Raw genomic sequence first — 13,258 nt, forward strand, 5'->3', positions numbered from 1 at the left:
AAAAGCTGTTCCTTTAGCATCGTTGCTTTTTCAGCCATTGCCTACTATCAGAACTGCTAGGTACTACAGACCCCTCCGCAATTTAACTCCGTCGGATTGACGCCGATTCCCCCTTGAGTCACCGTTCGCCCATTCCACTGCCGCCCTCGGACGCCATGCCCCATATCCTGATTGTCGAAGACGAAGCGGCGATTGCCGACACCCTGATTTTCGCCTTGCAGGGCGAGGGCTTCACCACCACCTGGTTGAGCCTTGGCGCGGCGGCGCTCGAACATCAGCGCACCACGCCGGCCGACCTGATCATTCTCGACATCGGCTTGCCAGACATCAGCGGCTTCGAGACCTGTAAGCAGTTGCGGCGTTTCAGCGAGGTGCCGGTGATTTTCCTCAGCGCCCGTAATGCAGAGATCGACCGCGTGGTCGGCCTGGAGATTGGCGCCGACGACTACGTGGTCAAACCGTTCAGCCCTCGAGAAGTGGCGGCGCGGGTCCGGGCGATTCTCAAGCGCATGGCGCCACGAGCGGTGGGGGAGGCGGCGTCAGCGTTGTTTCGCATCGATAACGAACGGGTGCAGATCAGCTATCGCAGTCAGCCGCTGAGCCTGACTCGCCATGAGTTTCGTTTGCTGCAATGCCTGCTGGAACAACCCGAGCGAGTCTTCAGCCGCGAGCAATTGCTCGATGCATTGGGCGTGGCCGCCGATGCCGGTTACGAGCGCAGCATCGACAGCCACATTAAAAGCGTGCGCGCCAAATTGCGCCTGGTGAAAGCCGATGCCGAGCCGATCCAGACCCACCGCGGCCTCGGTTACAGCTACAGCCCGGGGCACAGCTGATGCCCCTGGGGATCCGGATTTTTCTGGTCTACGTGCTGTTCATCGGCCTGACCGGTTACTTCGTGCTTAACACCGTGATGGAAGAAATCCGCCCCGGCGTGCGTCAGTCCACCGAAGAAACCCTGGTGGACACCGCCAACCTGATGGCCGAGATCCTGCGCGACGACTTCAAGGCCGGCACCCTCAGCCAGAATCGCTGGCCCGAGCTGCTCAAGGCTTACGGCGAACGGCAACCGAAGGCGAATATCTGGGGAATGCCGAAGAATCAGGTCAACCATCGGATTTACGTCACCGATGCCAAGGGCATTGTGGTGCTGGATTCCAGCGGCATTGCGGTGGGCCAGGACTACTCGCGCTGGAATGACGTCTACCTGACTTTGCGTGGCGAATACGGCGCTCGTTCGACGCGCAGCAACCCGGACGACTCGAACACGTCGGTGATGCACGTTGGCGCGCCGATTCGTGACAACGGCCAGATCATCGGTGTGGTGACGGTGGCCAAGCCCAACAGCTCGCTGCAGCCCTACGTTGATCGCACTGAGCGGCGATTGCTGATTTATGGCGCCGGGCTGATCGGTCTCGGTTTGTTGTTCGGCGCGTTGTTGTCCTGGTGGCTGAGTGCGGCGCTGCGGCGATTGACGGCTTATGCCCAGGCAGTCAGCGAAGGCCGGCGGGTCGAGGTGCCGCATTATCGGGGCGGCGAGTTGGAGCAACTGGCTACGGCGGTGGAGCAGATGCGTACCCAGCTCGAGGGCAAAGCCTACGTCGAGCGGTATGTGCATACACTGACCCATGAATTGAAAAGCCCGTTGGCGGCGATTCGTGGGGCGGCGGAGTTACTGCAAGGCGAGATGCCGTTGGCTCAGCAGCAGCGTTTCGTCAGCAACATCGACAGCGAAAGTGCGCGCATGCAGCAGTTGATTGAACGACTGTTGAACCTGGCGCAGGTCGAACAGCGTCAAGGGCTGGAAGAGCGGGTGGCGGTGCCGTTGGCGGGTTTGGTAGAGGAGCTGTTGAGCGCGCAGGCTGCGCGAATCGAAGGCAAGCAGTTGCGTGTGGAACAGCGGATTGCAGCGGATCTGAACTTGCTCGGCGAGCCGTTTCTGTTGCGCCAGGCGCTGGGTAATCTGCTGGAGAATGCGTTGGATTTCACCCCGGCTCAGGGCTTGCTGCGATTCAGTGCCGAACGAGTCGGCGAGCAGATTGAGTTCAGGCTGTTCAACCAGGCCGAGGCGATTCCCGACTATGCACTGCCGCGTTTGAGCGAGCGCTTCTACTCACTGCCGCGTCCGGACAGTGGGCGTAAAAGTACGGGGTTGGGGCTTAACTTCGTTGAGGAGGTGGTCAAGTTGCATGGCGGTGCGATGAGTATCGGTAATGTCGACGGCGGTGTTGAAGTCAAATTGAGCTTGCCTTAGGACCGAGTCGCGGCATTCGCGAGCAAGCTCGCTCGCACACTGGATCTGCGTCGTTGCACAAAAAAAATGATAAACACAAAACTCATGTAGGAGCGAGCTTGCTCGCGAAGAGCGGCCCAGTCTCCACAAAGTCTCCACATTCCCCCCATAAAATCCCCACACACCCATCCCAGACTTTCCCCATCCAAACAGGGAGAGTCCCATGAACCGTAGCCTGACCCTAAAACTCGGGGCGATTGCCCTTTTGATTCTGTTGCTGCTGATCCCGTTGCTGATGATCAATGGCGTAATCCAGGAGCGGCAACAACTGCGTGACGGTGTGCTCGAAGACATCGCCCGCAGTTCCAGCTACAGCCAGCAACTGAGCGGCCCGCTGATGGTGGTGCCCTATCGCAAAACGGTCCGCATCTGGAAAACCAACGAAAAAACCAACCAGCGTTACCAGGACGTCGGCGAGGAGCGTGGGCGTTTGTATTTCCTGCCGGAGCGCTTCGAGCTGGACGGCCAGGTCCAGACCGAACTGCGTGCCCGGGGTATCTACGAAGCCCGGCTGTTCCACGCCGATAACCGCATCAGCGGGCATTTCTCGGTCCCGGCGCAACTGGGCATCAAAGAGGACTTCGCCGATTACCGCTTTGACCAACCGTTCCTGGCCGTCGGCATCAGCGACATTCGCGGCATCGAGAATGCGCTGAAACTCGAACTCAATGGCCAGAGCCTGGATTTTGTACCGGGTAGCCAAGTGGGCTGGTTGGGCGAGGGTGTGCACGTGACGCTGCCAGCGCTGGATACCAGACAGGCCACGGAACTGGCGTTCGGTTTCGACTTGCGCCTGCAAGGCACCGGCCAGTTGCAGATTCTCCCGGTGGGCAAGACCAGCAAGGTTTCACTGGCCGCCAACTGGCCTCACCCCAGCTTCATCGGCAATTACCTGCCCGCCCAGCGTGAAATCACCGATCAGGGCTTCACCGCCAATTGGCAGACCTCATTTTTCTCCACCAACCTGCAAGAAGCATTGAACAGTTGCGTGTCTGGCGGTCATTGCGACGCGTTCAGCGGTCGCAGCTTCGGCGTGAGCTTCATCGACCCGGTGGACCAATACCTGAAAAGCGATCGGGCGATCAAATACGCATTACTGTTCATCGTCCTGACCTTCGCCGGTTTTTTCCTCTTCGAAGTACTGAAAAGCCTCGCGGTACACCCGGTGCAATATGCGCTGGTGGGTGTGGCGCTGGCGTTCTTCTACCTGTTGCTGCTGTCGCTGTCCGAGCACATCGGCTTTGCCTTGGCGTATCTGCTGTCGGCGAGTGGCTGTGTGGCGTTGATCGGTTTCTATGTCTGCCATGTGCTGCGCAGCGTGCGCCACGGTTTGAGTTTTTCGGCAGGATTGGCGGCATTGTATGGCCTGCTCTACGGCTTGCTGAGTGCCGAGGATTACGCGCTGTTGATGGGCTCGCTGCTGCTGTTCGGTTTGCTGGGCGTGTTCATGGTGCTGACCCGCAAGCTGGACTGGTACGGGATCGGGCAGAAAACCGCGAAGCCGCTGGAATTTGATATTGGAGCCGTGGAATGAGCCGGTCGTTGGGGTTACGGGAGGATCAGCGGGTGGGGGAGGTGTTGGCGACGCGGATTGCCGGGTTGTTTCCGTTGGATTGCGGTGGTTCCTTCGCGGGCAAGTCGGATCGCCGCACCGCTCGCTCCTACGGATCACTTCAAGCTGTAGGAGCGAGGCTTGCCCGCGAAGACGGCAGATCAGTCACTGCGAATTTCAGACCTTGGGCATCGTCGCAATCATCGAAGGCCGCTGACTCACTTCGAAATACCACTCTGCCAGCTTCGGATTCTCTTTGCGCCACTCCAGATCCGGATGGCGCAGATCCAGGTAACCCAAGGCACAGGCCACACTGATCGCCGCGACATCAAAATGGCTGGTCAGCTCGGCAATCGCGTCGGCCTCCAACAGCGCCAGGGCGCGACGAATCTTGTCGCGCTGACCATCGAGCCATTCGTCCCAGTGCTTTTCCGGAGTGCGCAGGGCCACTTCATAGCGAACCATCACCGCGGCATCCATGATCCCGTCTGCCAGAGAGGCCAGGGTCAGGCGCCGCCAGCGGGCGGAACCTTCACGAGGAATCAGCGGATTACCGACGTGCTGATGATCGAGATAGTCGAGGATCACCCGGCTGTCATACAACACATTGCCGTCGGCCAGGCGCAGGGCTGGAATTTTGCCTAGCGGGTTGTCTTCGTTGAGTGCCAGATCCGGGCTGACCGGCGTGAGCTGGCTGGTTTGCAGCGCTACACGGTTGGTTTGACCGGTTTCGTGCAGCAGCACCATGACTTTGCGAACGAAGGGCGACGCGGGGTTGTGGAACAAGGTCATGCTGGGGACGGACATGGCAGCATCTCGATCATGGGCAGTGTCGGCAGCATAGCGCGTTGGGTCGATAGCTCAAGATAGCTTTAACCCTTGTAGGAGCGAGGCTTGCCCGCGAAAGCGGAGTGTCAGTCGATATCAGTGTTGAATGACACTCCGCCTTCGCGGGCAAGCCTCGCTCCTACAGTTTTTAGTGGCGTTGCAGAAATCCGCGCAAGGCGAGGACCGCGGGGATCCCCAAGCCAAGCCAGCTCAATGCGTCCCAAACGCCATCGCCCAACAATGCAGCGAACAGCCCTGCAGCGCTGAGCAGGGCGATAACGGTTGGCGTGGCAAAGACCTTCCAGAAATTCGACTGTCTCGGCCTCATGCCGGGCTCTCCGCGTTTTCGAGCACAGGTTTCGCGACCTTGCGCCGCACCACCCACAGATAAACCCCGCTGCCGAGCACGATGATGGTCAGCATATCGAGGGTCGCCCAGAGGATTTTCATCGGCATGCCGCCATAGTCACCGAAGTGCAGCGGCTGCGACATGCCCATGGCGTCCATGTACCACGGCCGCTCGGCCACCGTCGTGACTTGCAAAGTGCTGGCGTCGATCAATACCGGTGTCAGCAAGTGCGAGGTCAGGTGGGTGCTGCCTTTCATGAACACGGCGTAATGGTGTTCGCTGGAAAACCGGGTGCCGGGGAAGGCGATGAAATCGGGCTGCATGTCCGGCGCAACGTCTTTGGCGATGTCGAGCAGGCGGGTCGCAGGCGCCAATTGAGTCAGCGGCGGCGCATCGCGATAAGGCGCGATCATCGCGCTCAGGCTGTCGTTGCGCCACGCGGCGATCAGCAAGTCGGCGCAGGCACTGATCACGCCGGTCACGCCGACCACCAGTGCCCACGTCAGCGTCACCACGCCGATCAGGTTATGCAGGTCGAGCCAGCGCAGGCGAGTGGATTTGTCGTGGCGCACGGTGGCGAACTTCAAACGCCGCATGAACGGCAGGTACAGCACCGTTCCGGAGACGATCGCCAGCACAAACAGCATCCCCATGAACGCCAGCAGCAACTTGCCCGGCAGGCCGGCGAACATGTCCACGTGCAGGCGCAGCATGACCATCATCAGCCCGCCATTGGCCGAGGGCATTTTCAATGCTTCGCCGGTACGAGCGTCGAGCATGAAGGTGTGGGACGAGTTCGGCTCGGTGCCGGCGGTGGGCGCCATGATGGCGATCACGCCGTTAGGGTCTTCTTCGTCGTAGCCGAAATACTGCATGACTTCGCCGGGACGATGCTCCTCAGCCGCGTGCACCAACTGCTGCAAATTCAGCTGCGGGGTATCGGCCGGCATCGATTTCAATTCTGCGGCATCGCCCAGCAGGTGGTCGATCTCGTGGTGGAAGATCAACGGCAGGCCGGTGAGGGCCAGCATCAGCAGGAAGACTGTGCAGATCAGGCTGGTCCAGGTGTGAACGAATGACCAGCGGCGGATGGTTTTGCTTTTCATGATTCATCCAGATGCAAAAGGGCCACGGCTGTGCCGTGACCCTTGTTGTGTCGCGATGGGGTCAATCGGTTACCACTTGTAATTCACGCTGGCGACCACGTTGCGTTCGTCGCCGTAGTAGCAGTAGAAACCGTCGCAGGTGGACAGGTAGTCCTTGTTGAACAAGTTTTTGGCGTCTATCGCCACCGACACACCCTTGAGCGAGCTGTTCAAACGGCCAAGATCGTAATGCGCCGAGGCGTCATACACGGTGTAGGAGCCGACGTGGCCCCAGTCGGTGTTGGTGGTATTGCCGTAGGTGTCGCCGACATAGCGCACGCCGGCGCCCACGCCGAAACCTTCGAGCAGGCCGTTGTGCCAGGTGTAGTCGGCCCACGCGGTGGCCTGGTTGCGCGGCACCTGGGCCATGCGCTTGCCTTTTTCTGCGCTGGCGCCTTTGGTGATTTCGCTGTCGTTGTAGGTGTACGAGCCGATCAGCTTGAGGTTGTCGGTGATGTCGCCGCTGGCCTCCAGTTCCAGGCCGCGCACCCGGACTTCACCGACCTGGCGGGTGATGCCGCCTTCGGTGACCGACAGGTTTTCCTGAGTCAGGTCGAACACGGCAACGGTCAGCAGTGTTTTGGTACCGGGTGGCTGGTACTTGATCCCGGCTTCGTACTGTTTGCCTTCGGTAGGCTTGAACGAATCGGTGCTGTTGACCACGGTGCCGGTCGCGGGCTGGAAAGATTCCGCATACGACAGGTAGGGCGTCACGCCATTGTCGAAGACGTAGCTGAGCGCTGCGTTGCCGCTGAATTGCTTGTCGCGCTGGGTGTTGGTTGCATCGTTCTGATTATGAAACACCGTACCGGTGTGGACCCAGTCTTCACGCCCGCCGAGGGTCAGACGCCAGTTGCCCAGGGCAATCTGATCCTGAGCGTAGAGGCCCGTTTGTTGGGTCTTTTGGTTGTAGTCGTACATCGTGAAGTAGGTGACGTTGGAAAAGTCTTGTCCGTAAACCGGTCGGTTGATGTTGCTGGACGGCACGCCCGCCGAACCCCACAACCAGCGGGAATTGCTGTTGGAGCGCTGGTGATCCAGGCCCAGCAGCAAGGTGTGGCTCAGGGCCCCGGTCTGGAAGTCAGCCTGGAAGTTGTTGTCCACCGCGAACTGGCTGGTGTCCTCATCGACCTTGCCGGCGGTGCGCTGAATGGTGCCATCATCGCTGACCGCTTCATCCGGGCCGGCCGGCCAGATCTGCCCGCCGGCGGTGATGCCTTGTGATTCCAGGTCATTTTTGGTGTAGCGCAGGTTCTGGCGGAACTGCCAGGTGTCGTTGAAGCGGTGTTCGAAGGCATAACCCAGCGCGTAATAGGTACGATCGTAGAATTCCCAGTCCGGATCGCCAAGGTTCTTGTGATGGGAAATCTTGCCGGCGGGCGTACTCAGTTTTGTGCCTTGCAGCGGCAGAAACTGCCCGGTGATGCCGGTGTCGTCGCGGGTGTACTGCGACAGCAAGGTCAGTCGGGTGTCATCGTTGATGTTCCACGTCAGGCTGGGTGCCAGGTTGTAGCGTTTGTCGGGAATGTGATCGACCGGCGCATTGCTGTCGCGAACCACACCGCTGACGCGATAGAGAAACTGGCCTTCGTCGTCGATCTTGCCGGTGCTGTCGAAGTTGATCTGTTTGTGTTCGTTGCTGCCGGCCTGCAGTTCCACTTCGTGGCTGCTTTGTGCCTCGGGTCGACGGCTGACCATGTCCAGCAGACCGCCGGGCGGCGTCTGGCCATAGACCGAGGACGCCGGGCCACGCAGGACGGCGATGCGTTCAAGGTTCCACGGTTCGATTTTCGGCGTGGCGTAGTTTCCTTTTGGCAGCGGCAAACCATCGAGGAACTGAGTCGGTATAAAACCGCGCACCAGCAGCCAATCATTGCGCGAGTCCGAGCCATAACCGCTGCTCTGTACACCGGCGGTATAGCGCAGGGCATCGTTGAGGCTGAGCACGGAGCGATCATCCATCTGCTCGCGGGTGACCACAGAAACTGAGCGAGGCAGTTCGGCAATCGCGGTGTCGGTCTTGGTGCCAGCGGCAGTGCGGGTGGCCAGGTAACCTTCGGTAGGGCCCCAGGCGTTTTCAACATTTCCCGCGCCGATGATCGCGGTTTCCGGCAACGCCATCACACCTTCGGGCACGGCCACCAGGCTGTAGGTGCCGGCGCTGCTCTGTTCCAGTTGCAGACCGGTGCCACGCAAGGCTTCACGCAGGGCGCCGGTGGCGTCGAACTGGCCCTTCACCGGAGCCGAAGTCTTGCCCGCCGCCAGCGACGGATTCAGCGACAGCGCCAGACCGGCCTGGCTGGCGATCTGGTTCAGCGTGCTGGCCAATGGCGCGGCCGGCAGGTTGTAGGGGCGAACGCTGGACGCCTGTTCGGCGGCAATCAGTGGGCTGCTGGCCAGAGGGGTACAAAGGGCAATGGCGACCGCCAGTAAACGGGGGCGCAACACAGTGTCGAGCGAACGGGACATACAGCGGCTCCTGAATGGAAATATTTCTCAATTGCCTAGGTGCCGGACGAGAATTCAAAAGTGATAGGGCGAGATGAAAATAATTTCGATTCAGCCATCTGGGCCGATCGTTCCCATGCTCTGCGTGGGAATGCCTCTATGGACGCTCTGCGTCTGCTCTTGAATGTGACGCGGAGCGTCACGGGCTGCATTCCCACGCAGGAGCGTGGGAACGATCATTTAGCGGGCTTGAATTCAGGGCTTGGCATCAGCCTTCGCGACCGTTACCCACCACGACGTGTGCTGTTCGATCTTCACCGGCAGGGTCGGCAAAAGTGCGCTCAACGCCTTGTCGGTATCGTTCAAGGGGAAGCTGCCAGTGATGCGCAGGTCGGCGACTTCGGGTGTGACGCCAAGATGCCCGCGACGGTAACGGCTGAGCTCCCGGACCAGATCCTCCAGCCGCGCGTTGTCCACCACCAGCATGCCGCGAGTCCAGGCATCGGCGCCTGGATTGAGCGCGATGATGGAGCCCAAGCCATTGCTGCGCATCAGCACTTGCTGGCCTTCGCGCAGGATCTGCTCCTCGCGACTCGATTCGGGATGGGCGGCTACCGCTGATTTCAACACGCTCAGGCGCGTGCCTTCTTCTTCACGCTTGACCAGGAACCGCGTTCCCAGTGCGCGCATGCTGCCTTCGCGGGTCTCGACGATAAACGGCCGGGCATCGCCATGGCCGGTTTCGACGAGGATTTCCCCTTCCTGAAGGACGATCAGCCGCTGCTTCTCGTCGAAGCGCACATCCACCGCACTGTGGGTGTTGAGGTTGATCAGCGTGCCATCGGTCAGGCGCAGGGTGCGCTGCTCTCCGGTGGCGGTGCGCTGATCGGCCAGCCAATAGTCGATGGGCAGATAGCGATCACCGGCGAACAGCGCCAGGCCGATCACCGCGACGATGCTGGCCAGACCGCTGCCGAGCTTGCGCACCCGTCGCCGGATGCTTTCGCGCGATTGCAGCAACGCTGTGCGGGCCGGGCCATTGGCGACGCTGAAACGCTGGTCGAGCATGCCCAACTGACGCCAGGCCCGAGCGTGTTCTTCGTGTGCGGCGTGCCATTTGGCGAACGCTTCGCGCTCGACCGCGTTGCCGGAATCCAGCGACAGTTGCCAGGCAATCGCGGCATCCAGCACTTGCGCTGACACGGGCTTGGAGCTGACGGGGCTCATACCGGCTCACCGTACAACGCGATGTAGCACTGACGAATACCCTGCGCCAGGTATTGGCGAACCCGCGGCACCGACACGCCCAGACGCTGAGCGATTTCGGCGTGGCCGAGACCATCGAGACGGTTATAGAGAAACGCCGCCCGGGCCTTGCTCGAGAGCTTGCCCAACAGGCGGTCTATGGCTTTGAGGTCTTCGAGGATCAGTTGCTGTTTTTCCACCGACGGTTGTTCGCCTTCGGGGATCAACATCAATTCGGTGAGGTAGGCCTGTTCCAGCGCGGCGCGGCGGAAATAGTCGAACAGCAGGCCCTTGGCGATCGCCACCAGAAACGCCCGGGGTTCGCGAGGCGCCTTCAGTTCGTCGCGGCCCAGCAAGCGCACGAAGGTATCCTGGCTCAGGTCTTCGGCCCGTTGCGGGCAGGCCACGTTGCGCCGCAGCCAGGCCAATAGCCAACCGCGATGGTCGCGATATAACGCACCAACGAGCTCACTTTGGGGGCTTTGGACTGACGACACGCAGCAATTACCGAATGGGAAGTGTTAAGTAACGAGAATTGTTCGCGATTGTGGCAGAGGCGGGGGAGGTAAGCAATTGGCGCTGGTCGGGTGGTTTTGGCGGGGGGGTATTCAGTTTGACCGTGTCATCGTTCTTCGCGGGCAAGCCTCGCTCCTAAGGGTTTTGTGTCGTTCACGAAATTGGCGCACGACACAAAACCTGTAGGAGCGAGGCTTGCCCGCGAAGACGCCAGAACAGGCACCATACAACTTAAAAAGACGGAGCCTGCCGCCGCCGCTTCCACTGACTCAGCCGCTGCTGCAAATTCAACGGGCTATGAATCTGCTGCTGTCGTGCCCGGCTGAACAAAATCAGCACCAGCTCCGCCGTCGCCAAGGCATCGGCACTGGCGTTATGCCGCTCGAAAACCTCCAGCTTGAACCAGTCGATCCACTCGTCCAGCCCGGCCTCGCGAAAATGCGCCTGTGGGCAGAGCAGCGGGGCGATGTCTGCCACGTCCAGAAACGGATGCTGCAACTTGTAGCCCAGATGTTCTTTCAGCGCGCGCCCCAGCATGTGCTGGTCGAACGGTGCATGAAAGGCCAACACCGGACTGTCGCCGACGAACTCCATGAATTCGAGCAGGGCCTGCGCGGGGTCGCTGCCGGCGGCAATGGCGCTCGGGCCAAGACCATGAATCAACACGCTGGGGCCGAGTTTGAGTTCGCTGCATTGCAACGTGCGTTCAAATTGCTGACTGAAATCGATCGCCCCATCCTCGATCACCACCGCGCCGATGGACAATAGCTGATCTTTGTTCAGGTTCAGCCCGGTGGTTTCCAGATCGAGTACCACCCAGCGTTGCTCGCGCAGGCTGCAGTCGCCCAGCTCGGCCACGGCAGGCAAGCGCTCCAGGCGTTGTTGCAGTTCGCCCGGCAAAACGGGACTTGTCGGGCGCAGCCATGAAAACAGGCTCATAACTGATACCGCAGGGTCAGGCTGCTTTGCAGGCGTTGTGCCTGGCGCAGGGATTCGCGCAGGATGCGTCGGTCCAGATGATTGAGGCTGTCGGGATCGACGCGGTTGGAGTAGGGCAAATTCTCTCGGGTCTGTAGCTGATGTTGCTGCATGCGGGTTTGCTGGATGAAGTGATACGCCTCTTCATAGGCAGCGCCGTCCAGGCGTTCGATGACCTCTTTGGCCACCAATTGGCGAAAGCGCTCCAGGGTATTGTTGGTGTCGATACCGTGGGCCAGGGCCAGCACCCGAGCGCCATCGACGAAAGGGGTCAGGCCTTGGAGTTTCAGGTCGAGGGTGGCTTTCTCGCCATTCTTGCGAGCTAGCACGAATTCGCGGAAACGTCCCACGGGCGGTCGGTTGCGCAGGGCGTTCTCGGCCATCATCCGCTGGAACAAGCGGTTGTCGCCGACCTGATCGAGGATGCCCTGGCGCAGCTGCTCACAGCCTCGCTCGTCGCCCCAGACCACGCGCAGGTCGAAATAGATGCTCGACCCCAGCAGATTTTCCGGTGTCGCCTCGCGGATAAACGCCGCAAACCGTCGCGCCCATTCGGCCCGGGACAAACACAGCTCGGGGTTACCGGCCATGATGTTGCCCTTGCACAGGGTGAAGCCGCACAGCGCCAGGTTCTGATTGATCTGCTGGGCGATGGGCAGCAACTTGCCGCGAATCTCGGCGGCGTGGGCCGCATCGCGGGCTTCGAACAGAATGCCGTTGTCCTGATCGGTGTGCAGCGTTTGCTCGCGGCGGCCTTCGCTGCCGAAACACAACCAACTGAACGGCACGCCGGGGTCGCCTTTCTCGGCGAGCACCAGTTCGATCACCCGGCACACGGTGTGGTCGTTGAGCAGGGTGATGATGTGGGTGATCTGGGTCGAGGATGCGCCGTGGGCCAGCATCCGCTCCACCAATTGACCGATCTCGCCGCGGATCGCCACCAGGTTTTCCAGCTTCTGGGCACTTCGAATAGTCCGCGCCAAGTGCACCAGATCGACCCGTTGCAGGGAAAACAGGTCGCGTTCCGAGACCACGCCGCACAGGCGCTGGTCCTTGACCAGACAGACGTGGGCGATGTGTCGCTCGGTCATGGCGATCGCGGCATCGAAGGCGCTGTGGTCCGGCGTCAGGTAAAACGGCGCCCGAGTCATGTGCCATTCGATGGCTTCATTGAAATCGCTGGTGCCGTTGGCTACCACATGTCGCAAGTCGCGCAGGGTGAAAATACCCAGCGGCGCCTTTTGCTCATCGACCACCACAATGCTGCCGACTTGCTGATCGTGCATCAGCGTCACGGCTTCGCGCAGAGGGGTGATCGGGCTGCAGGTCACCGGGTGACGCATGGCCAGTTCGCCCAGCCGGGTATTGAGCGAGTACTGGGTGCCGAGGGTTTCCACGGCTTTTTGCTGGACTTGCTGGTTGACCTGATCCAGCAAACTGCTGACACCGCGTAGGGCAAAGTCGCGAAACGGGCTGGAAAGTGCGAACAGTTTGATGAACGCAAGCTTATTCAGCTGTAGGCAAAAGGTATCTTCGGCCGCCAGATGTTCGGTGCGAGTTGCCCGTTCCCCCAGTAGCGCAGCGAGGGGGAAACACTCGCCGGTGGTGATTTCGAAGGTGGTTTCGGTCCCGCCCTTGGCCGTGTGCGGACGTTCGCCCACGACCCGGCCCTGTTTGACGATGTAGAAATGCTCAACCGGGCCATCGGCGGGTTTGATAATGCTTTCGCCAGGGGCATAAAAACGCAGCTGACATTGCTCCACCAGATAGGCCAGGTGGGCGTTTTCCATCTGATTGAACGGCGGGAAGCGCTGTAGGAATTGCAAAGTGCCCTGGATGTTCTGCAACACCGCGGTTTTCCCTGCCTGGGTGAAGGCGTCCGCTTTACTCATAACCATTACCGC

General features: G+C 60.5%; 11 protein-coding genes. 3 read left to right on the forward strand and 8 right to left on the reverse strand.

All coding sequences use genetic code 11. The features are described from left to right. The first annotated feature begins 155 nt into the window (after positions 1 to 155). The 3 genes from creB (at position 156) to creD (ending at position 3,827) form a co-directional block, all read left to right on the forward strand. Entirely contained in the window at positions 156 to 836 is a 681-nt protein-coding gene (gene creB, locus CKW20_RS09080) for a two-component system response regulator CreB (RefSeq protein WP_095052623.1), read from the forward strand. Then, the gene (creC, locus tag CKW20_RS09085) at positions 836 to 2,254 is read left to right on the forward strand and encodes a two-component system sensor histidine kinase CreC (protein ID WP_095052624.1); all 1,419 of its coding nucleotides are present in this window, start codon (positions 836 to 838) and stop codon (positions 2,252 to 2,254) included. The genes creB and creC overlap by 1 nt, the downstream gene beginning before the upstream one ends. Positions 2,255 to 2,456: 202 nt before the next feature. Beyond that, positions 2,457 to 3,827, forward strand: coding sequence for a cell envelope integrity protein CreD (creD, locus tag CKW20_RS09090; RefSeq protein ID WP_095052625.1), 1,371 nt, complete (start codon positions 2,457 to 2,459; stop codon positions 3,825 to 3,827). 195 nt (positions 3,828 to 4,022) lie between these two features. Here the strand turns inward: creD and CKW20_RS09095 are convergent, their stop codons facing one another. The 8 genes from CKW20_RS09095 to CKW20_RS09130 form a co-directional block, all read right to left on the reverse strand. Then, positions 4,023 to 4,652, reverse strand: a complete 630-nt coding sequence (locus CKW20_RS09095) for a glutathione S-transferase (protein ID WP_095052626.1) — start codon at positions 4,650 to 4,652, stop codon at positions 4,023 to 4,025. 169 nt (positions 4,653 to 4,821) lie between these two features. Next, positions 4,822 to 5,001 (reverse strand): hypothetical protein, encoded by a 180-nt coding sequence (locus CKW20_RS09100; RefSeq protein WP_095052627.1) that lies wholly within the window; start codon positions 4,999 to 5,001, stop codon positions 4,822 to 4,824. Then, entirely contained in the window at positions 4,998 to 6,128 is a 1,131-nt protein-coding gene (locus CKW20_RS09105) for a PepSY domain-containing protein (RefSeq protein ID WP_095052628.1), read from the reverse strand. Before CKW20_RS09105 ends, CKW20_RS09100 begins: the two co-directional genes overlap by 4 nt. Before the next feature lie 69 nt (positions 6,129 to 6,197). Next, positions 6,198 to 8,636 carry a TonB-dependent siderophore receptor gene (locus CKW20_RS09110; protein ID WP_095052629.1) on the reverse strand — a complete coding sequence of 813 codons (2,439 nt, stop codon included), beginning with the start codon at positions 8,634 to 8,636 and terminating at the stop codon, positions 6,198 to 6,200. A 234-nt stretch (positions 8,637 to 8,870) separates the two neighbouring features. Next, positions 8,871 to 9,842: a FecR domain-containing protein gene (locus CKW20_RS09115; RefSeq protein ID WP_095052630.1), complete on the reverse strand. Its 972-nt coding sequence runs from the start codon at positions 9,840 to 9,842 to the stop codon at positions 8,871 to 8,873. Continuing rightward, entirely contained in the window at positions 9,839 to 10,357 is a 519-nt protein-coding gene (locus CKW20_RS09120; RefSeq protein WP_095052631.1) for an RNA polymerase sigma factor, read from the reverse strand. The genes CKW20_RS09115 and CKW20_RS09120 overlap by 4 nt, the downstream gene beginning before the upstream one ends. Positions 10,358 to 10,607: 250 nt before the next feature. Then, positions 10,608 to 11,315 carry a PolC-type DNA polymerase III gene (locus CKW20_RS09125; protein WP_095052632.1) on the reverse strand — a complete coding sequence of 236 codons (708 nt, stop codon included), beginning with the start codon at positions 11,313 to 11,315 and terminating at the stop codon, positions 10,608 to 10,610. Next, positions 11,312 to 13,252: a putative nucleotidyltransferase substrate binding domain-containing protein gene (locus CKW20_RS09130; RefSeq protein ID WP_095052633.1), complete on the reverse strand. Its 1,941-nt coding sequence runs from the start codon at positions 13,250 to 13,252 to the stop codon at positions 11,312 to 11,314. Before CKW20_RS09130 ends, CKW20_RS09125 begins: the two co-directional genes overlap by 4 nt. Positions 13,253 to 13,258: the final 6 nt, after the last annotated feature.

This window comes from Pseudomonas sp. Irchel s3b2, from assembly GCF_900187445.1.
In the GTDB taxonomy this organism is placed as follows: Bacteria; Pseudomonadota; Gammaproteobacteria; order Pseudomonadales; family Pseudomonadaceae; genus Aquipseudomonas.

Coding starts and splice junctions, on each gene's coding strand:
- CKW20_RS09110 (WP_095052629.1), bottom strand. CDS start 8,636: ATGTCCCGTTCGCTCGACACTGTGTTGCGCCCCCGTTTACTGGCGGTC.
- creB (WP_095052623.1), top strand. CDS start 156: ATGCCCCATATCCTGATTGTCGAAGACGAAGCGGCGATTGCCGACACC.
- CKW20_RS09095 (WP_095052626.1), bottom strand. CDS start 4,652: ATGTCCGTCCCCAGCATGACCTTGTTCCACAACCCCGCGTCGCCCTTC.
- CKW20_RS09100 (WP_095052627.1), bottom strand. CDS start 5,001: ATGAGGCCGAGACAGTCGAATTTCTGGAAGGTCTTTGCCACGCCAACC.
- creC (WP_095052624.1), top strand. CDS start 836: ATGCCCCTGGGGATCCGGATTTTTCTGGTCTACGTGCTGTTCATCGGC.
- CKW20_RS09125 (WP_095052632.1), bottom strand. CDS start 11,315: ATGAGCCTGTTTTCATGGCTGCGCCCGACAAGTCCCGTTTTGCCGGGC.
- CKW20_RS09105 (WP_095052628.1), bottom strand. CDS start 6,128: ATGAAAAGCAAAACCATCCGCCGCTGGTCATTCGTTCACACCTGGACC.
- creD (WP_095052625.1), top strand. CDS start 2,457: ATGAACCGTAGCCTGACCCTAAAACTCGGGGCGATTGCCCTTTTGATT.
- CKW20_RS09130 (WP_095052633.1), bottom strand. CDS start 13,252: ATGGTTATGAGTAAAGCGGACGCCTTCACCCAGGCAGGGAAAACCGCG.
- CKW20_RS09115 (WP_095052630.1), bottom strand. CDS start 9,842: ATGAGCCCCGTCAGCTCCAAGCCCGTGTCAGCGCAAGTGCTGGATGCC.